23 protein-coding genes are annotated in these 17,561 nt (G+C 62.7%); all 23 read right to left on the bottom strand.

Features of this window, described 5'->3' with window-relative positions:
- Nucleotides 1-556 precede the first annotated feature (556 nt).
- Nucleotides 557-811: a hypothetical protein gene (locus tag HKX24_RS09975; protein ID WP_276153980.1), complete on the bottom strand. Its 255-nt coding sequence runs from the start codon at nt 809-811 to the stop codon at nt 557-559.
- Nucleotides 808-1,086 (bottom strand): hypothetical protein, encoded by a 279-nt coding sequence (locus HKX24_RS09970; protein WP_276153979.1) that lies wholly within the window; start codon nt 1,084-1,086, stop codon nt 808-810. The genes HKX24_RS09975 and HKX24_RS09970 overlap by 4 nt, the downstream gene beginning before the upstream one ends.
- A gap of 9 nt (nt 1,087-1,095) precedes the next feature.
- A complete protein-coding gene (locus HKX24_RS09965) occupies nt 1,096-1,281 on the bottom strand; it encodes a hypothetical protein (RefSeq protein WP_276153978.1) in 186 nt (61 codons plus the stop codon).
- Nucleotides 1,275-1,748 (bottom strand): hypothetical protein, encoded by a 474-nt coding sequence (locus HKX24_RS09960; RefSeq protein ID WP_276153977.1) that lies wholly within the window; start codon nt 1,746-1,748, stop codon nt 1,275-1,277. The genes HKX24_RS09965 and HKX24_RS09960 overlap by 7 nt, the downstream gene beginning before the upstream one ends.
- Nucleotides 1,745-2,383, bottom strand: coding sequence for a hypothetical protein (locus HKX24_RS09955; RefSeq protein ID WP_276153976.1), 639 nt, complete (start codon nt 2,381-2,383; stop codon nt 1,745-1,747). The genes HKX24_RS09960 and HKX24_RS09955 overlap by 4 nt, the downstream gene beginning before the upstream one ends.
- Entirely contained in the window at nt 2,383-2,970 is a 588-nt protein-coding gene (locus HKX24_RS09950) for a hypothetical protein (protein ID WP_276153975.1), read from the bottom strand. The genes HKX24_RS09955 and HKX24_RS09950 overlap by 1 nt, the downstream gene beginning before the upstream one ends.
- Before the next feature lie 232 nt (nt 2,971-3,202).
- On the bottom strand, nt 3,203-3,682 hold the full coding sequence (ssb, locus tag HKX24_RS09945; protein WP_276153974.1) for a single-stranded DNA-binding protein: 480 nt from the start codon (nt 3,680-3,682) through the stop codon (nt 3,203-3,205).
- Between the two features lie 2 nt (nt 3,683-3,684).
- Entirely contained in the window at nt 3,685-3,981 is a 297-nt protein-coding gene (locus HKX24_RS09940) for a hypothetical protein (protein ID WP_276153973.1), read from the bottom strand.
- Between the two features lie 8 nt (nt 3,982-3,989).
- Nucleotides 3,990-4,313 (bottom strand): hypothetical protein, encoded by a 324-nt coding sequence (locus HKX24_RS09935; RefSeq protein ID WP_276153972.1) that lies wholly within the window; start codon nt 4,311-4,313, stop codon nt 3,990-3,992.
- On the bottom strand, nt 4,310-5,065 hold the full coding sequence (locus tag HKX24_RS09930) for a hypothetical protein (protein ID WP_276153971.1): 756 nt from the start codon (nt 5,063-5,065) through the stop codon (nt 4,310-4,312). The genes HKX24_RS09935 and HKX24_RS09930 overlap by 4 nt, the downstream gene beginning before the upstream one ends.
- A gap of 28 nt (nt 5,066-5,093) precedes the next feature.
- On the bottom strand, nt 5,094-5,435 hold the full coding sequence (locus tag HKX24_RS09925) for a hypothetical protein (protein ID WP_276153970.1): 342 nt from the start codon (nt 5,433-5,435) through the stop codon (nt 5,094-5,096).
- Nucleotides 5,432-5,734, bottom strand: a complete 303-nt coding sequence (locus HKX24_RS09920) for a hypothetical protein (RefSeq protein WP_132447046.1) — start codon at nt 5,732-5,734, stop codon at nt 5,432-5,434. The genes HKX24_RS09925 and HKX24_RS09920 overlap by 4 nt, the downstream gene beginning before the upstream one ends.
- A 157-nt stretch (nt 5,735-5,891) precedes the next feature.
- Nucleotides 5,892-6,299 carry a hypothetical protein gene (locus HKX24_RS09915; protein WP_276153969.1) on the bottom strand — a complete coding sequence of 136 codons (408 nt, stop codon included), beginning with the start codon at nt 6,297-6,299 and terminating at the stop codon, nt 5,892-5,894.
- On the bottom strand, nt 6,296-6,730 hold the full coding sequence (locus tag HKX24_RS09910) for a hypothetical protein (RefSeq protein ID WP_276153968.1): 435 nt from the start codon (nt 6,728-6,730) through the stop codon (nt 6,296-6,298). The genes HKX24_RS09915 and HKX24_RS09910 overlap by 4 nt, the downstream gene beginning before the upstream one ends.
- The gene (locus HKX24_RS09905; protein WP_276153967.1) at nt 6,727-7,215 is read right to left on the bottom strand and encodes a hypothetical protein; all 489 of its coding nucleotides are present in this window, start codon (nt 7,213-7,215) and stop codon (nt 6,727-6,729) included. Before HKX24_RS09905 ends, HKX24_RS09910 begins: the two co-directional genes overlap by 4 nt.
- Entirely contained in the window at nt 7,212-12,635 is a 5,424-nt protein-coding gene (locus HKX24_RS09900) for a carbohydrate binding domain-containing protein (RefSeq protein WP_276153966.1), read from the bottom strand. Before HKX24_RS09900 ends, HKX24_RS09905 begins: the two co-directional genes overlap by 4 nt.
- Nucleotides 12,632-13,057, bottom strand: a complete 426-nt coding sequence (locus tag HKX24_RS09895; protein ID WP_276153965.1) for a hypothetical protein — start codon at nt 13,055-13,057, stop codon at nt 12,632-12,634. Before HKX24_RS09895 ends, HKX24_RS09900 begins: the two co-directional genes overlap by 4 nt.
- Nucleotides 13,047-13,523 carry a hypothetical protein gene (locus HKX24_RS09890; RefSeq protein WP_276153964.1) on the bottom strand — a complete coding sequence of 159 codons (477 nt, stop codon included), beginning with the start codon at nt 13,521-13,523 and terminating at the stop codon, nt 13,047-13,049. The genes HKX24_RS09895 and HKX24_RS09890 overlap by 11 nt, the downstream gene beginning before the upstream one ends.
- A gap of 193 nt (nt 13,524-13,716) precedes the next feature.
- Complete coding sequence (locus tag HKX24_RS09885; protein ID WP_276153963.1) at nt 13,717-14,382, bottom strand: hypothetical protein; 666 nt, start codon at nt 14,380-14,382, stop codon at nt 13,717-13,719.
- A complete protein-coding gene (locus HKX24_RS09880; protein ID WP_276153962.1) occupies nt 14,382-16,562 on the bottom strand; it encodes a hypothetical protein in 2,181 nt (726 codons plus the stop codon). The genes HKX24_RS09885 and HKX24_RS09880 overlap by 1 nt, the downstream gene beginning before the upstream one ends.
- Nucleotides 16,559-16,681, bottom strand: coding sequence for a hypothetical protein (locus HKX24_RS09875; RefSeq protein WP_276153961.1), 123 nt, complete (start codon nt 16,679-16,681; stop codon nt 16,559-16,561). The genes HKX24_RS09880 and HKX24_RS09875 overlap by 4 nt, the downstream gene beginning before the upstream one ends.
- A gap of 56 nt (nt 16,682-16,737) precedes the next feature.
- Nucleotides 16,738-17,142, bottom strand: coding sequence for a hypothetical protein (locus tag HKX24_RS09870; protein WP_276153960.1), 405 nt, complete (start codon nt 17,140-17,142; stop codon nt 16,738-16,740).
- Nucleotides 17,142-17,555 carry a phage major tail protein, TP901-1 family gene (locus HKX24_RS09865; RefSeq protein ID WP_276153959.1) on the bottom strand — a complete coding sequence of 138 codons (414 nt, stop codon included), beginning with the start codon at nt 17,553-17,555 and terminating at the stop codon, nt 17,142-17,144. Before HKX24_RS09865 ends, HKX24_RS09870 begins: the two co-directional genes overlap by 1 nt.
- Between the last annotated feature and the right edge of the window lie 6 nt (nt 17,556-17,561).

Below are 17,561 nucleotides of genomic sequence, written 5' to 3'. Positions count from 1 at the left end.
TCTATCTCAAAAATCCAAGCAATGACAAGCCCTTAGCTGCACTTTTTTTCGGGACATATCGCGCGGCGCAAGCCTCTGAAATGTTACGGAAAGTTAGGAAAAATCGCGGTTTGATTTCGGATATTGGCACAAAACTGACACAAGGTTTTTTGCCCCAAATCAACAGTTAGCCGCAAATCACCCCAGCCCGACACCTTGCAACGCCCTAAATATCGTGCAAGGTTCAACCGATCAGAACTGCCAAAACTTCGCCCCCTGGCTTACCTGCCCAGGGGGCGCTTTTTTTTGGGGGCGGCGCCGCTTGGGCCGCAATCCCGCAAAGCACCCCATAGACGCAAAAAAGCCCCGGCGCTTCCACCAGGGCCTCTTGATTGTTTGGCACGACCTCATGTGCCAGAAGATTTACGCACTAGCCGGCACAGATAATGCGAATATCGCAAAACCCGTGAAAATCGTCTGACCTTTATCACTATTGGATCAGCCCGAACGGAAACGCCATTTTCATCAATTAAGCAACGCGCTCCCGAGACACTCATTTCAACCGCATTAGACATATTCACCCTTTCGCCCTTTTAGCCTCATACCTGCGCATCAGGTCCAAAAACTCAGGCGAACCTATCGCCTCCAGCATCGGCCCCCGAACCGGCTCAATAAAGACCACCGCCCGCCCCGCATCAAAAAGCCGTTGCGCCTCGGCCCTAAAATCCTCACGCGCGGGCCATGGTAAAGCCTCGGCCAGCTTCGCGGCCGCACCGGCCACCGCTACGCAATCCGAGGTATCGACCGACAGCGCCAAGCGCGCCATGCTCATATTCGCCACAGCGGCTTTTGCCGCGGGATCACCACAGCCTCGCTCCGCCGCGCCGGCTGCCCGACACCGGCCACGCGCACCGCAGACCGGTTGCCCTTCGGCAAGACCGGCGGCCCGGCCTCCGCATGATCCAACCATGCGCGGTCAACCGCCTGGTGACCGGCGCCAATCTTGCGCGCTCGACGCCGCCCCGTGGCCGCGTTCTCTTGATAGCGCCAAACGCCGGTATCTAGCACCGTATGCCAGCGAAAAGCCCCGCGCAGAAAATCAAACATTATCGCCCCTCACACAAAACGCGCCGCGGCGCCGAGCACCGGGACCAAAGCCCCAATGCCGGCCCCGGCAAACACCAGCAAGGGCAACGCGCCAGGCCAAATGCTACCGCGGCCGCAAACAACAACGGCAGCGGCGACACCAAGGCCAGCGACCGCACCCAGGATCGCACCCAAGACCGCGGCGACGATCAGCACGGCGCGCCCCCGAGGCGATCAAGCTGCGCCACCGGCGCCGGCCGCTCAGCCTCAACCGCGGCGCGGATTTTGCACCTAACCTCCAACGTCTCGGCCAGCTTTTCCCATTGCAGCGAATAGGCGCCGGCGTCCAAATCCTCACCCCAAATCAAGCGCCCATTAAAATGGCGCAGGGCCGCCGGATCAGAGCCGGCCAGCACAAAGCGCAACCGCCGGCGCCCGAGGCCGAGGCGATCCCCGCCTGGCACGCGGCGCAACCCGGCTGCGATCAATTCCGGCAGCAAGGCGGCCGCGGCCGCCGCCGAGGGCACCAGCACCGCGACATTGCGCCCCCCCTTCATAATCTTTAGCACCTCGCCCGTGACGCCAGCCCGCGCCCGCGCGGCCACCTTGGCCTCATACTCGGCGCGCAGATCATCCAAGGCCACCACCTGGGGCGCGGCGCCGCTTACCTCGCGCCGGCTCATAGGCTGCGCCCCTTGGCCGCCAAGCGTTCCATTTGCCGGCGCACCTGGCGCGACACCGCAGCCGGCGCGACCAGATCGGCGGGCGATGGATCGGCCGAGGGCACATAGACCCCATGCGATGCGCGGCCGTCCATCATCGCGACCACCTCAGGCGCGGCCAGGGCGTCCTCCAGGTCAGCCTCGGCCGGCGCTACCTCGGCCACCTCGGCCGCCATCCGCGCGCGGCGGGCCGCATTGCGCCAGCGGGTTGCCTCGGCATCCGTCAGACCCTCCAAAACGCCACGATCAAATAGGATCAGCCCTGGCCAATCCGCGGCCAATTCGGCGCCACATTGGGCCGAGGAAACCAAGATTTCACCCCCGCCCAAATGCAAGCGGCCCTGCGCGCCCACCACCAGATCGGGGCAGCGGCGCATAAACTCGCGTTTGGCCAGGTTGATATGCCGCGCCTCACCCACCACGAAAAACACCTGGGCGCCGCGCTGCGCGGCCTGGATCGCCTCGGCCAGCGGGCACAGATCAGGTGCGGGCGCGGGGTCAGGATCAGCCGCGCGGTCCACCTCGACCGATACCCCCTGCCCCGCCAAAGCGGAAAGGCCCATCAGGCCGGCCATACTTGCCAAAATACGTTTCATCAAATTTGTCCTTGTAGGTTGCGCAGAATTTCGTCGGGATCGGATTTGGCCTTGCAGGGCGGCACCGCAGCCGCCACTGGGGCATCGGTGACCGGCACGGCGGCATCGCGCGCCAAGGCGGCAAGGCCGCCCCGTGTGGCCAAGTCCAGCGCCGCACGGGCCAGCCCGTAGAGATCGGCCGGCCGCGTCACATAGCCATTGCCGGGCGTGATCGGATCGGCCGCCCCCGGCACCGCCCAGGCACGCCGCAGCCGTGCCGCGGTTAGCCATTGCTCGGCCAGGCCCGCCAGGGCGGCCGGGGCTGTTTCATGCAAGACCAGCCGGCCCGAGATATAAAGCCGCAAGCCGGTTTCAGCCCCAGCCCACCAAAACACCCGCCGCTCGGGCAGTTGCGCCAGCGGGTCACGCGGCGACAGCGGGTCACGCGATGGCAACGCATCACGGCGCGGCCGGCACTCGGGCGCGCGATCCTCGACCGGCAGCAAACAGGCTATATCGCCGCGGACGGCAGCCTTGGCGTCTATCATGGCCGCGCGCACCGCAGCGGTCTTGCCAAACCGGCGGGGCCAAAGGGCAAAACGCCGCATCAGAACGCCCCCAAGAATAGGGCAATGCCAAACCACCCCGAGGCGACCACCATGCAAAGGATATACCACCCCATCATCGCGCAAAGCCCCCAGGCAAGCGGTGCCGGGTCAACGCCAAGATGCGGCGCAAGAAGCCACCCCAACAGCGCCGCGACCCACCCCAGCGACGCCGGGACACCCAAGACCAGCCAAGCCGCTTGATTTCCGCTTAATTCATTCATCGCGCGCCCTCTCAAAATGGAATTTCATCATCAATGTCATGCGATGACCGCGGGTCACGCGACCCCTGGCCGCCGCTTTGATCCTGGCCGCCATAGCCGCCGCCCTGGCCGCCGCCCGCGCCCTGACCACCGCCCTGGCCCGGTAAGCGATCCAGGCCCATCACCTCGCCATCAAAACCGCGCACCGCGATTTCGGTCACATAGCGATCAGCGCCCGATTGATCCTGAAACTTGCGTGTTTCCATCTTGCCGACGATCCGCACGAAAGCGCCCTTTTTCAGGTAGTTTTCGGCAAAACGCACGCAATGCTCGGTAAAAACCGCGACGCTATGCCACTCGGTTTTCTCGCGCCGCTCACCTGTGTTGCGGTCCTTCCAAACCTCCGAGGTGGCAACCCGCAAATTGCAGACCTTGCCCCCGTTTTGAAAACTGCGCACCTCGGGATCGCGCCCGAGATAGCCAATGATTTCCGCGCGATTGACAGACGCCATATTTAATCCTTTCCGCCGCGCGACAGATCAGCCAGCGCGCCCTTGATAAACGCGACCAGGGCCGCCTTTTCACCGCCACAAGCCGCCAGAGCATCGCCCATCCGCCCCACGGCAATTTCAAATTCAGCCCGCGCCATCGGCCCCGCGGCCAAGAACTCACCCGGCGCCGGACAGGGCGCCAAGGCCCGCTCGGGCAGATCGGGCCGCGCCTCGGGGGCCGCGGCCGGCAGCTTGGGCGCGCAAGCACCAAGGGCAAATAGCAAGCCCACCAGGATCATCGCCGCCCAAAAATCACGCATTGCTCGGCTCATGGCTTTGCCCCCCATCGCGCGCGCAGCCGCTCCAGCCGCGCCGCATCTTCCATGTCTTGCGCATCGGGCGCCGCCCAAGCCGCGGCCTCCAGGTCAGCCGCCAGGATCGCGCGGGCGTGCTCGGATTTCTCCAGATCGGCCAGGGCGGCGGTCAGCTTGGCCTGGCGCGCCACCAGCGCCGCCTCCAGGTCCGCCCGCGCGGCCTGGGCCTCGGCCACCACCTCGGCCCGGCCGCGGGCATAGCCGGCGCGCTCCAGCGCCAAGCCACCGCCCGCGATCACGGCCAAAGCCAGGCCGGCCAGGATAAGCCGGCCGCTCACCCGCGCAGCCCCGGCGCTTGAACGTGCATCCAATCGTAATTCTTGGCGCGACCGAGGCTCAAAAAGCCCTCATCCTCCCAAGCCCGCCACCAGCCGGCGGCATCGGATTTGGCCAGGCGCGCGCGGTCGGATTTCCACGACAGGCGGTTGCGCGCCGGGTCGAAATCATCGGCCACGCCCCAAGCGTGCGTCGACCAGGCCGAACCGCCGCGCTTGCGGCGCAGGTTGTAGCAGCCGCCAAAAAGGTGCAGCCCCAGGTCAATGATTTGCGCGGGCGTGTAGATATCCGCCACATGCTCGAAAACCCGTTGCTTGGCCGGCGCGATCAATTCGTGGCACCGAATTTCGGTGACCTCTTGCTTGGGCGCCCAGGCCAGAACCATTTTCCAGGGCACGGTCACCCGGCCGGCGGTGCAACGCGGGCTGCCAGGCTGGCCATAAATCTCGACCATCTGCGCCTCGGTCCCGAAATTGACCTCTGCCCGGCGATCCGGCAGGGCCGGCCCGAGGTTATTGGCCGCGCGCCAATCGCTATAGGCAAAATCCGATTGCGGCCCCCAGTAGCCATCCACCGGCCCCGGCTCATAGCCAGCTTGGATCAAAGAGGCTTGGGCGGCGGCAATGGCGCGGCGCTCGGGCGTCACAGGCGCCCGGCCGGGTGCCATCCGCGCGGGCACGCGATCCGCGGCCGCCAAGGTCAAGGGGCCGGGGTCACCATCAATCGGGCCAGCATAGCCGGCCAGGGCGCGCAAGATAATTTGGGCCTTGTCTAAGCGGTCATTATACATGGGGCAGCGCCTCGGGATCGGGGGCCGCGCCGCAGAACTCACAAGGCTTACCCTGCGCCGCGCGGCGCTCCAGCGCATGGCGGCGCAGAGCGATCAGCACCAGCACCAGGCCAATCAAGCCCTTGGACCCAACCACCAGCCAAGCGGTTGATAGACCTTCATTGCGCGCGAACATAGTAATCAGCACCGAAAAGCCCAAAAGCGCAAAGCCCGCCGCGATCAAGCGGCCCGGCGGAAAGGCGCGGGCGTATTGGTGCGCAAGCCACCAGCAGGCGATCACGATTGAAAGGCTGGTGATATTATTGGCCACCAGTAACGCCGTTAGATTTGTCATTTTTCCACCTTGTCAAAAATGAGTTTCCGCACGCGCTGGACCGCGGCCAGGCCGCCCTCACCCATCAAAAAACCGGCTGCGAAATAGGCGTAAGCCTCCGCACCGGTCAGCTTGTCCAAGACGTGCCCGACCAGACCCCCGAGAAAGATTGCCCCCAGGGCGCCGGCAAAACCTTCAGCCACCCGGCGGGCCAGGCGCGGCTCGGGCGAAAAGATCGCGCGCACATAGGCGCCACCCGCGCCCGCAAGCGCCAAGGCGCTCACCTCATTTGCCGATGCGTTGGGCAGCAATTGCGCCATAAACTCCATCCGTACCCTTTCCCGCGCGGGCGTGCCGTCGCTGCATTGCACGCTATATCGTGCGGTGCGCGCACGTCTAGCCCTGAAATTCAATATTTAGACTGCCCATGCGCTATTTCCGCAACATATGGCGCCGACCTGGATCCCGCGCGGGGCGTTATTCGGCCGGCGATTTGGCCCCGCTCACGCGCGCCACCAGAGCGCCCAGGGCCAGCTTGACCGCCACAAGCGGCAAGACGTAGGGAAACCGCCGCTTGTGCCGGCAGCGCGCGCCCCAGGTCGGGTAAATGTTATCTGCCCAACCCGCGCCGCGGTGCCAGAGCGCGGCATGGCCCACGCCCTGGGCCGTGGTGCATTGCCAGACCACCGATTTAAAGCTGGCCAGGTGCCAGAGAAACCGCGGCCAGGATCGGCCGGCCAGGCGAAAGGCCAAGGCCAGGGCGAATTCTTCGCAATCGCCGCGCACCGGGCCGGCATCGACAGGCACCCGCCAGGCATCCAAGCCCGCATCAGCGCGATATGCGAAATCTCGGCGCATCTGCGCCAACACATAGTCAGGGGTCACTTGTAAAACTCCAAATCTGCCGAAAAATCGGCCATCAATTGGTCAATCTCGGCCTGGCTGACCGAGGCATAGACCCGGTTGTTATAGCGGACGCGCAGCGCCTCTAAATCAGCCCCCACCACGCGCCACTGCGCGGCCAGGTTTAAAAACACCTGCGCCACCTCATAGGCCGTTGGGGCCGTGGTGCCGATTTCCTTCTCAATAAAGGGAAAGCGCGACATATCCGCCGACGATTCCAGCGGGTCCGGTTGCAGATCAACAAAGGCCCGCGCCTCGGCCTCCTTATCCGCATAGATCATTTGCTGGCCGGGAATATCGGTAATGAAGCGGCAGCGCACCGCGCCGGTTTGCCGGTTGATATCCTGGACCGCCACCGCACGCGCGGCCGCGACCTCTTTTTCTAAACTGGCGGCAGAACGGTTTAAGATCATTTGATAAACTCCGCCTGTTGAAACATCCAAGGAAAAGGTGGCTCAATATCCACCACATAGCGGCCCGCATCCGGCAGGGTCAGGACGTGCGCGGTCAGGCTTTCATCCGTGACAGCCTCCCACATGATTTCGTCCAGAACCGGATCAATGACGCGCAGCCGCGTGCCGACAGGACCGGCGGGGATCGAAAGGCTATCGCCGTCAAGTATGGGGGTTGGCACCTCGGGGCGAGGCGCCAGGCCATGTTCGCCATCCACATAAAGCCGCGCCAGATCGGCAACCTTTTCGGTCACGTCCATGACGATGGCGCCCGCAGGCGGCAGGCTGAAACCCGCGCCCACGACCTCGCCAGCCTCATCAAACAGGACAAACTTTCGCCGCCCATCCTCGGGCTGCACTGGCGCCGGCGCGGGCACCGGATCGGACGCGGGGGCTGGCGCTTGATTTGGCTCTGCCCCCGGCATGATTTCTTGTTCTTCACTCACCGCATCACCGCCTTTACCGCCGAGGCCACGCCCCGAACCCCGTTTGTGTCTGCCGCGCCGTTGTTATGTATCCAAAACTTGTGGCGCATCTGAATGTCGTCAAAATCACCGATGATCGACAGAGAATGGAAATACTGCCTCCAGGCGGTGCCTTCCGAACCTGCCGAGTCTTGCGACTCGACCCAATTGCCCCAAACGCCGGATTTTTTGGTGCGGTACTGGTAGCGCACGTTTGTTTGCCCGCCCGTGCTATTGGACCCTTGCCGGATTTCACCAGCCCAAGCGAGGGTCCAAATCTCATCAGGATCAGTCGGGCCGGTAGAAATTGCCGTCGAATAAGTATCGCTTGGGGCGGTAGCGCCGCCCGCCCACTGCATCAAAGACGATCCGTTAGAAACCGCGCCATCAATGATCTTACCACGGCTCACGCCATCATTCTTGATAACCAGGTTGCCGTTGCCATCGGTATCAAGGGTTACATCATCAATTTGGATTTTATCCCCTTTGATCCCACCGTTAACGATCAGGTCAGCCCCATCCATTTCCTTAATGGACATATTGGTGAAGTATTGGACCCCACTCGCGCTAGAAGGCCCGTAAATGTACAGGTGGCCGCCGAGGACATTCGAGGGCACCGTAAATTCAAAGGCATACACTCCCCAAGTGGTCGTTGTGTTTACGCTACCTATGGTCAGGTTACTCGTGTAAGTCCCGTCAGCTTTGTGGAAGTACATCAGAAAGCTAGTGGTCGCAGCCACGTTGGACCACATGGTCACTTCAAAGCGATACCTTTTCCCAGATTTCAGAGGCATGGCCTCTTGCAGTGCACCGCTATTCGAGTACGCGGCAGCGCCCGAAAAGATGGACACATTATGTGCACCCCGATTGAACCGGATGCACCGATAGTTGCTGGTTTGGTAGAAAAACAACTTGTCAGGGCTAGACCAAGGCTTCCACCCAGACAGGTCGCCCGATTGCAGGTTGCCGTTTTGTAGGAGGTTGTTGCCCGAAACTAGGAGTTTCGAGGCGGTGACGGACCCGTCCAAGAGAATGTCTTGGGCGCTGATCTTGGCCACGGACACAGAGCCTGTAGACCCATCTGCCGCGATCAGGTCGATCAGAGATACTTGATTTCCTGCCTGCGCCTTAATCAGATAGCCCGCAGAGGCATTGCCCTCCAAATCGACCACTGCCGATTGCAGGGTTTTAACCGATGCGCTTTCGGTCACGTCGTCCACTTGGATCGACGCCACCTCTTGCCCACCGGGGTTGCCGTACCCCATGCCGATCATCAAGCGCCAACGCGCAGCGGTGGCTATGCTGGCGATACGACGGTCATAGGGCGTAAATTCCCACTCGTAGTCATGCCACCCTATTTGCAGCGCCTTCGTACCGCTGGGGATTTCAAGATAGCCGAGATAATCGCCGTTTGCCTTTGTCGCCACCATCCAGATTTTAAGGGCTGGGCCACCCGACCTAGGGCTGGCACGGATGCGCAATCTGATTTTCTGCCCCTGCACAAAGGGCCGCAGACCGCGTTCAGACATGACACGGTTGGACGTAGTGTCGATGCGCAGCACCCGACCCTCAGTCGTGCTTGTTGTCAGGTAAACATCATTGTTTGCCTCCATCACACTTTGAACGGTTTTGAGTGCGTATTCACTCAAGGCATACCCGTTTGCCCAGTATTCACCGCCGCGCTGCCAAGCCGACTCGAATTGCTGGTCCGCCAACAACTCCAAGTCTTGTTGTATAGACACGGACACGTCCTTGGCCGCGATTGCTGCCAGCCTTGCCCCATCGGCCCCTGAATAGCTTTGAGCGGCGTTTGTTGCCGAGGTGCTGGCTTCCCCTGCCTTTGTTGCAGCCGTGTTTGCACTATTGCTCGCGGCGGTGGCCGAAGCGCCTGCCGCGTTCTTCTCCGCTGTCGCCAGTGAGGCGCTATCGGATGCAGCCTCTGCAAACTGGCCTGCAAGGTAGCTTTCAGTGATATCGCGCACTTCAAGATAGCGCACTTCGCCATATTCACCTGCCGGAGCATTTGGGTGGTTTACAGCAAAGCCGAACTGAACCTCATCGGCTCCGCCGACAGCCCCCGTAATCTGATCGGCGGTTATCTCTTTTTCAATAACATGCCAGCCGCCATCCTTGACAGGCGTGAAGCTGGAAGAACCGTAATTGTTTGTGCCCTTCTCATTCCATGTGAAATAGCAAGAGGCCGAACCGCCCGATACGCGATACTCCATCCGCAGGGCGTAACGCCGCCCCGAAACGATCTTGTGGGATTTCTTTTGATACCACCACGCGGGACCGCCTTGATCGTGGCGGTACCCCTTGCCACCACTGACATCATGGTTGAAGAAATCCACGCTTTTTGTGGTACTGTAATGTGGTCGCCACGCGGCTGGGTCGAGCATCTGAGCGTCAGCGATCATGTTGCCCGCCGCGTTATTGCTGGCACCACGGGCGAGGTTTTCCACCTCTACAAGAGCGGTAATGTCCTCAAACTTTGCCATCGAAAGGCGCGACACGTTTCCGGTGTTGCTTTGAGAATAATTGAGCAGCGCCAGCAGACGGACGTACTTCGTTTCAGGGTAGAGGTTTTCTAAATCCTCAACGGTGAAATCAAAAGAGTATTCGCGGAACGTGGCATCATCTGCGAGAACAACCCCGTTCAAAGCGCCATAGTGGTTGCCGTTGACCCCTGTGTTTAGGCGGGCCGATAGAAAATCGGACCCTAGAGGGACAATGCCGAGGTAGGTTTTCAAACTGTCGGGGTTGGCCTCACACGCCATGCGAAACGACACGCGGTAGGTGTGTCCTGCTTTAACGGCATGGGCTTCTTTCCAGTAAAGGTATTGATATCCCTTCGCTAAAATGTCTTGTCCACCCACTTCGGGGTCGGTGCCCGGAACAACTTGCAGGTTGTCCGTTCCCCAAGATGGGTTGCTGGGGATAATCTCCCCGGTATTGGTGGTGCCAACAGGGCATACGCTTCCCGGCAAGGCAATGTACGGGTCCGACGACATACGCACGACCAAATCGCGGGTTGTGCTGGCTTGCACAGAGGCATTGCTGGCGGCAGTTGCCGAAACACCCGCATCGCCCGCGTGAGACGCCGCAAGGGACGCCGAGTCAGCCGAGGCGCTGGCCGCATTCTGTGCGCTATCGGTGGCGCTTTGCGCGGCAATGCGGTCGGCGCGGGCCGCAGCGGCACTATTGCCTGCCTCTCCGGCTTTTGTATTCGCGGTTTCAGCGGAACCCGCCGCCGCAGACGCGCTGCCATCTGCATTGCCCGCAAAGGTCTGCGCCTCATCCCGCGCCGCCTGCGCTGCATCCCGCGCCGCCTCAGAGCCTTCACGGGCGTTTTCCGCCGACACATAGTCCACTTCTAGGTTGGCGAGATTGCCGCGCGTGAAACCTTCAACTAAGGCGTTATGATCGGCGCGCACCCCATCTGCCCGCTGCAATGACACCGCCACATCATCGCTTAAATCTGTTTTGCCCAAGCGTAAATCATCGGTTTGGGCACTAACCCAGCCCGACCAATCCCCCCGGCGGCCGCTCAACAGCCGGGCGCGGATACGGTAGGCCGTACTCGCCAAAAGACCCTCACCGATAACCACTTGGCCCACGGTCGCATCGGGCACCATACCGGCAGTTACCGGCGCCCCGCCGGCCAATTGAACCTCGTACTCGACAGCCTCATGGCTTGCCGTCAGGGACGCATCCCAGGTCAGCAGCAAGCCTGGCCGGCGGCCGATCCCGTCGCCATCCACCACCGCATAAGGCTGCACTGCAAGCATTTCCAAGCGCCGGCGCTCGGGCACGTTTGGCCGCGGGTCAGGATGAACGACCGGCAGCTCATGCACGGCCGCATCCCACGCAAAATCCCCCGCGTCACGCTCACGCATGGCCAGAGCCTGCAAACATGTTGCCAGATCGTCGGTGGCCTCACCAATCTCAAAAACCTTGGCGCTATACCCTTCACGCGTGCTCGTCCAAGCAATGGCGTCCAGCGGCTCCAACACGGCGGCCTCGGGCGGCAAGGTCAGACTATGGCGGCGAAACCGGCGCTCATCTTCGATCCAGGCCCGCATAAGGCGCTGCACTTGGGTATCGCTGGCCACGGCCGGCAGGTCCACCTGGGCGACCAATTGCCGGCCCCCGTCTTCGGCCTCCCATTCCGCATTGTAGCGCGGCGGGGCGTCGCGGCTTTCCCAAAGCGCGGCCGGGCTTGGATGCGACGCGTGGATCGCATTATGTACCCCGTCAAGCCCAGGATAAGGCGCCAGGCTTTTGGGGCGGTCCACCACCACATCATCATCAGACATGAAAAACACCGGCAGCGCCGGCGGGCCAACGCGCAGTTTATACACCCCGCCCACTTCGGAAATGCTGGCCGAACAGGCTTTTAATAATTCTTCAATGACGGCCGCCGGCTCAGTATCCACCGACACCTCCAGCCCGGCGCGGTATTGCGGCTCGGTCCCGCCCGCCTCCAGCGCCACCGCCACGTCGCACTCGTTCATCGCGGCAAACCAATTGTCCAAGGGCAGATCAGCGGCAGCCACCTGGCCACCCCAGCGGCGGCCATCGGGCAGGGTCAGCCCGCGCAAAATATTATAGACCATCACCGCCGGGTTATCGGTCTGCGCCCAGGTGCTCGGGTCGCTCCAGCGTTGCGTGCCAGTGCCGCCCACCGACCCATCGGCGCGCGGGTCATAAAGCGGAATGCCCCTCACCTCAAAACGGACGCCGGGCAATTGATTCCACCGCTCGCGGTTATACTTGAACGTCACCACCGCATAGGTCAGGCCGGTGCCGATCATATCCGCAGACCAGGGCCGCTCCGCATGGGCCGCGTGGTGCTCCATCATGTAAGGATCGGCCACGGTTTGGCTGCCATCGTGCCAGGTCAGCCAAAGATGCGGGTGGACGCCCTCCAATTCCCCCTCATAGTCGCGGTAGGGATCATCGGACGGCTGCAAATCCTCGATATATTCGCCCGACACCATCAGGCGCGAAAAAGTCACCCCCGGCATGTCCGCAATATCCAACACATAGGTCAGATAGATATTTGGATATTTGCCAGAATTCGGGTGCGAATAGGGTGGCGCCGCCATGTTGCCGGCGGTGGCATAGGTGCCCAAGATAAAGGTTTGCGGATTGACCCCGCCGGTGGTGCTATGCTCGGTCTTGATCCCCGGCTGGCGTTGGCTTGGCTTGCCGGCCAGGGCCGTTGCCAGCGCTGAAAACACAAGCGAAATGCCGGTACGGACCAGAAACCCAGCGAAAGCCGATGAAGCCGCAAATTTGGTAAGGATACCGATTGCGGCCGAGATAGGATCAGCCGCGGCTGCGCTGGCCGAGAAGAGCGCCACCAGCAGCACCGCCGCAAAGGTTGGGAAATGCTTCATACCTTGAAAGCCCTTTCAATATGCAGCCGGCTTGCCAGCGCCAGGCCCGAGGGCCGCAAACAATAGACCGAAGCGCCCTGTACCACGCCCAAGGCGGGGCCGCCGTCACTGCCCGGCAGCGCCGCGATATCGCCGGCCTGGGCATAGGCGGGGGCCACCTCGGGCAGCATGGACGCCACCAAGGCCACATGATCGGCAAAGCCCGCGCCGCGCAGGGCCTCACGGGCCGCGGAAATCGTGCGATAGGTGCCGCGCCACTCGGCCCCGAGATCGGCACCGGTCATGGCCTCGACAGCCCCCGCGGCAAACAACCCGCAATCCATCGTGCCGGGGCGAAAGGGGCGCCGGGCCACGCCCGCCAGATAATCGGCCAAGCGCACCCGCCAATCGGGCCGGCGCTCTAATGTGGCATCAACGGTCATTGACGCGCCCCCCATTATTCGAAGCGCCACCGCCCTGCGTCGGGCTTGGCGTCGGATCGGATCGAATTTCATTCCAATAGACCGGCACCGCGCCCGAAATCTCAGCATAGCGGCGGAACCGATCCCCACCGCGGGCCTGGTGGCTATCATCTGATTTTTTCGTGGGCAGCGTGCGCGTCAAAGCGCGGGTTTCGCTCACCACCTCAATGATGCAAGCCGGGCTGCCATCCACCGCGCCGGTTGGAAAATCCAGCGCGTTGACCAGGCCGCGAAATACCCGGTGCGGCGGGCCGGCCATGGCGCCGGTTTCAGGGTCAAAGATCGCGCGGTGCATATCCACATCAGCAAAGCGCGTTTCATAGCCTTTCACCAAATCCTCCACGCGGCCATCAATGGCAGCCAGGCGCAATTGGTGGATGCGCACCGTTAGACCCGCGCCTGCGGTGATCGGCTCGGCCTCCAGCAAGGCGCCAACCCCAAGATAGGTGCGCGCGACCCCCTCGACACTCACGGTCAAATCATCCGCGCCGGTGCAAAGACCCAGGCCCTCAATGCCCCCGGTTTGCCGGTTGCGGGCCTCAATCCATACCAAGCGCCGCGCCTCTAGGCCGCGGCGGCCGCCGAGCAAATCCAGCGTTGCGGGGTCAAATTCGCGCATATTAGGGCCTCAAAGTTTGGCGAAATGCAAAAGACATGCCGCTGGTCGTGTTGCCAAAGGTGGTGCCGTAACTGACCGACCCCGGCACCAGGACCGCCAGCATGGGCGGCCGGGTCAGGGTGACGCCGCCGGTGATCGTGCCGGGCCGCACCAAGGGCTGCACCCGCATGAAATCGGTTTGCGCGCCGGCGGCATCGGCCACCCGGCCCTGCACCACCTGGTGAAAGGCCCGCCGCGGCCCGCTGCCCTGGTCATAGGTGAAGGCCAGGAAATCGCCCGGCACCAGCGCAAGGCCCGCGGGCAGCCCCGACAACTTGAGCCGGTGCGCGTTGGTCACGTCCACCTCGGCAACGGTTGGGCTGGCGCCTGCCAATAGCGTGCCGGCGGGATCAGACGCGGGGCCAATTTGGTGCGGTTTGGTCACCTCAAAAGACCGGCCCGGCGCCTCCAGGTCGGCCAGCACCGCTTGCACCTCGGCGGCGCGGCGCTTGGGCATTGTGGCCAGATACATCGACCCCGCCCAAATCGCCGGCGCCAGATCGGCCGTCAGGATTTCGCCGCCCGCCAAGCCGTTGACCTGGCGCTGGCGGTCCAGGCGAAAATCCACCTCTTGAATTGGCAAAGTGTTGAAAAAATCGGCCAGGGTGGCCGGTTGTGAATAGGCCATTAACCGATCCTCCGCGGGTCGCTGTTGATTTGCTTAACCGACCGCGGCAGCACCGATCGGTCATAGTGCTGCAACCCCTGGCGCACGCCGGCTTGCACCATTTCGGAAATCTCCGAATTGCCCCGCGCGCCCGACACCGACACATGGATACTGACCGAACCGCCACCGCCCGAGGCCGCGCCACCGCCGCCGCCCTGGGTATGGTCAATGACACTTTCTTTCGGGTGCATCATGGCCAGGAAACCGCCCTTGCCATCCAGGCCGCCGGCGCGTGGGGCGTTGCCGGTATAGCCACCGCCCTCGAAATTGCCCGAAATCAGATCGCCCAGGCCGGCGAAAACCTCCGAGCCGCCAAACAGGCCGGAAAAGGCGCTTTGCGCCAATTGGTTGGCCAGGCTGGAAAAGAGGTTTGACAGCGCATCGCTTGCGCTTTCCGATCCGGTGACAATGCTGGCAAAGGTTTGCGCCGCCGCATCCTCCAGGGATTTGGCCTGGCGCGCGCTTTCCTGGAAAGCGTCTTTGATCTTATCCACCCCGGCCGCATAGTCTTCGGCCGAAATCTTGCCGCCGTCAAACTGCGCCTTTAGCGCGTCCAGCTTTTCGCGGTAGCCCTCGGCGCGGGCCTCATTGTCGCCAAAGGCTTTTTCCAGCGCCTTAACCGCGCCTTCATATTGCCGGGTTGCCGAAGTGGCCTCTTTTGCCGCCTTTTTCTCGGCCTCGGACTTCTTGGCCCGGCCGCCGCCGGATCGGCCCGACCGGCCCTTGCGCGCCGGTTTGGGCGGCTCCCAATTTTCCAGGAATGCGTCGGCCTCACGGTAGCGCCAATCGTCAAAGCCGCCCCCCATTTCGCGCGGATCGCCGCCACGGCCACCTTGCGGCGCCCCCGGCATCCCTTGCGGCCCCAGCTTGGCCAGCACCTGGGCGGTTTTCAGCGAAATGCCCAGCCACTCGGCCAAGCGGATCGCCTCGGATACCGCCGGCGACAGCCCGCCCGCGATATGCGATGCGTTCTCGGCCAGCGAAACCACCGTATCGTCGGCCTGGCCCAATTCCTTGGCCATCTTGCGGGCCTGGTCCTCAGCCTGCACCAGCGCATCAATCACCAATTGGTCGATATCATCGCCGGCGCCCTGAAGGATCACGCGGATTTCGCTTAAAGCGTCCGCCACGCCATGGAACTCGCCAGCCTCGCGGGCCAGGTCCAGCTTTTCCTGCAAAGCGTCCAGGCTTTGCAGCGTTTCGACGCTTACGCCCAATTCGCTGCCCAGGCTACCCATGTCGGCCACCCGACCCTCGACCGCCGCCAATTCGGCCTGCATTTCGGCAAATTGCGCCTTTAGGGCCTCAGGGATCGCGGCGCCCGACAGCGCAATCATGTCCATTTCTGTTTTCAGCCCGGCGAGGCTTTCCCGCATCGCCGCGGCCTCGGCCTGGGCGGCCTCACTGCCCGCGTTGACAATCGCCGCGCCAACGGTCCCAAACACCTTGTCCACCTCGGCCTGGAACCCTTCGCCCAAAGCCATATCCAAAACCGACCCCACGGCCGCCTGCGCCGCGCGCATTTCAATGTCGGCCAGCGCGTCGGCCAGATCGCGGATTTTATCGGTTAGCGTGCCATATTTCTCGGCCAGATCATCCATGCCGCCGGCGCTGGCGGTGGCCATGGCCGCCTCGGCGCGGCCCAGGGCCGCCTCCGCATCCGCGACATAATCGCCAAAAACCTTGACCTTTTCGCCACTGTCCTCGGCCTCACCGCCCACAGTCATCAACATTGCGGCAAGCGGAATGCCCACGGCCGCGACCGTGCCCAAAAGCGGCGCGACAATGCCAAGCGCGCCGCCCAGAGCACCAAAGCCGCCGAGCAATTGCGGCAACTGTTGCGACATGACCCGCGATGCGGCGGTGCCCATTTCCATCTGCACCGCGATATCGCCCATCTGCGCGGCCGTGTTTTGCAGAACGAAGCGGCCCGAGCCTGACATGTTAATGACCCGACCGAGGCCGGTGGCGCTGCCCTTGGCGGCCGTGCCCATCTTATCAAAACTCTTTGCGGTATTGCTCAACCCGCGGTTTGTGTTGCTGGCAAAAGAGGAAATCAGCTTATTGTTGCGGTCCATTGCCCGCGTAAATTCACGGTCGCGCGCCGTCAGGATAATGTTTAGCCGTTCCGCTTCGCTCATCCGAAAGCCTCCACCAATGCCGCCACCTCGGCCTTGCTCGGCGCATCCGCGCCGGGCTTGCCCACCTTGGCCTTGTCGTCATAGCCGCGCACAATCAGCAGCCAATCGCGCGGGATCATCGCCCGCACCTGGTCGGGCGTAATGCCCAAGGGCGCCGCGCTCCGCGCGATCCGCCTTACCCCCCAGGCGCGGGCGGGGTCTTTTTTCCATCATCCCCCGCCGCCGCGTCCTCGGGGTCGCCGCCCCCGGCCTCGGCCGCGTCGGGATAAAAGGCCACGCCGATTAAGGCTTGGGCCAATTGGTAGAGGCGCATATTGTGGTCAGGCCCCAGCCCCGAAATGAAGCGATCCGCCTCGGCGTCGCTCATGCCGGCACCGACCAGCCCGAGGGCCACAAGGTCGCGCACCTGGCCCGTGGTCGGGCGCGGCGCGCGGCCAAAAAAACCGTCCCACAATTGGAAAATGCCAAAATGGCGATCCTCGAAACGCTCGATTTCGGCGTTTGTTAGGATCATCGCGCGGGACGCGCCGGCCAATTGCTCGACCAGCCCGCCCCGCTTTGCTTGTGCAGCGATCCCCATTAGGCCGCCGCGGTGAAGGTGATTTTTCCGGTGCTCTCCAGCGTAATGGAAAAAGTCATATCTTCGGCGCCATTGTAGCCGACATTGACCGCAAAACGCCCCGCAAAGGTGCCCAGCCCGGGCACGACCACCTCAAAATCATCTTCGGCCGCAGCCGACATGGCAATGGTCACCAGCCGCGCCTCATTGGCGCCCTCGACCAATTGGCCATCCCCCGACACCGACACCGATTTTACCCCGTCAAGGGTTTCGCGCCACATTTCGCCCTCGGGGGTCACCGGGTCGGGCGTGGTCACGTCGATACGCTCGTTATTGATTTCAAGGCTCTTGCTTGTCAGCCCAGCAAAAGCGGAAAATGCCGCCGCGCCGTCGCTGATTTTCAACAGCATCGCGCGGCCCTTTTGTTTAGCCATGTCTTA

The organism is Sulfitobacter sp. M85, from assembly GCF_029285915.1.
In the GTDB taxonomy this organism is placed as follows: Bacteria; Pseudomonadota; Alphaproteobacteria; order Rhodobacterales; family Rhodobacteraceae; genus Sulfitobacter; species Sulfitobacter faviae.
Note: the sequence above shows the minus strand (reverse complement) of the source record. Positions and strands in the feature narration are given on the sequence as shown.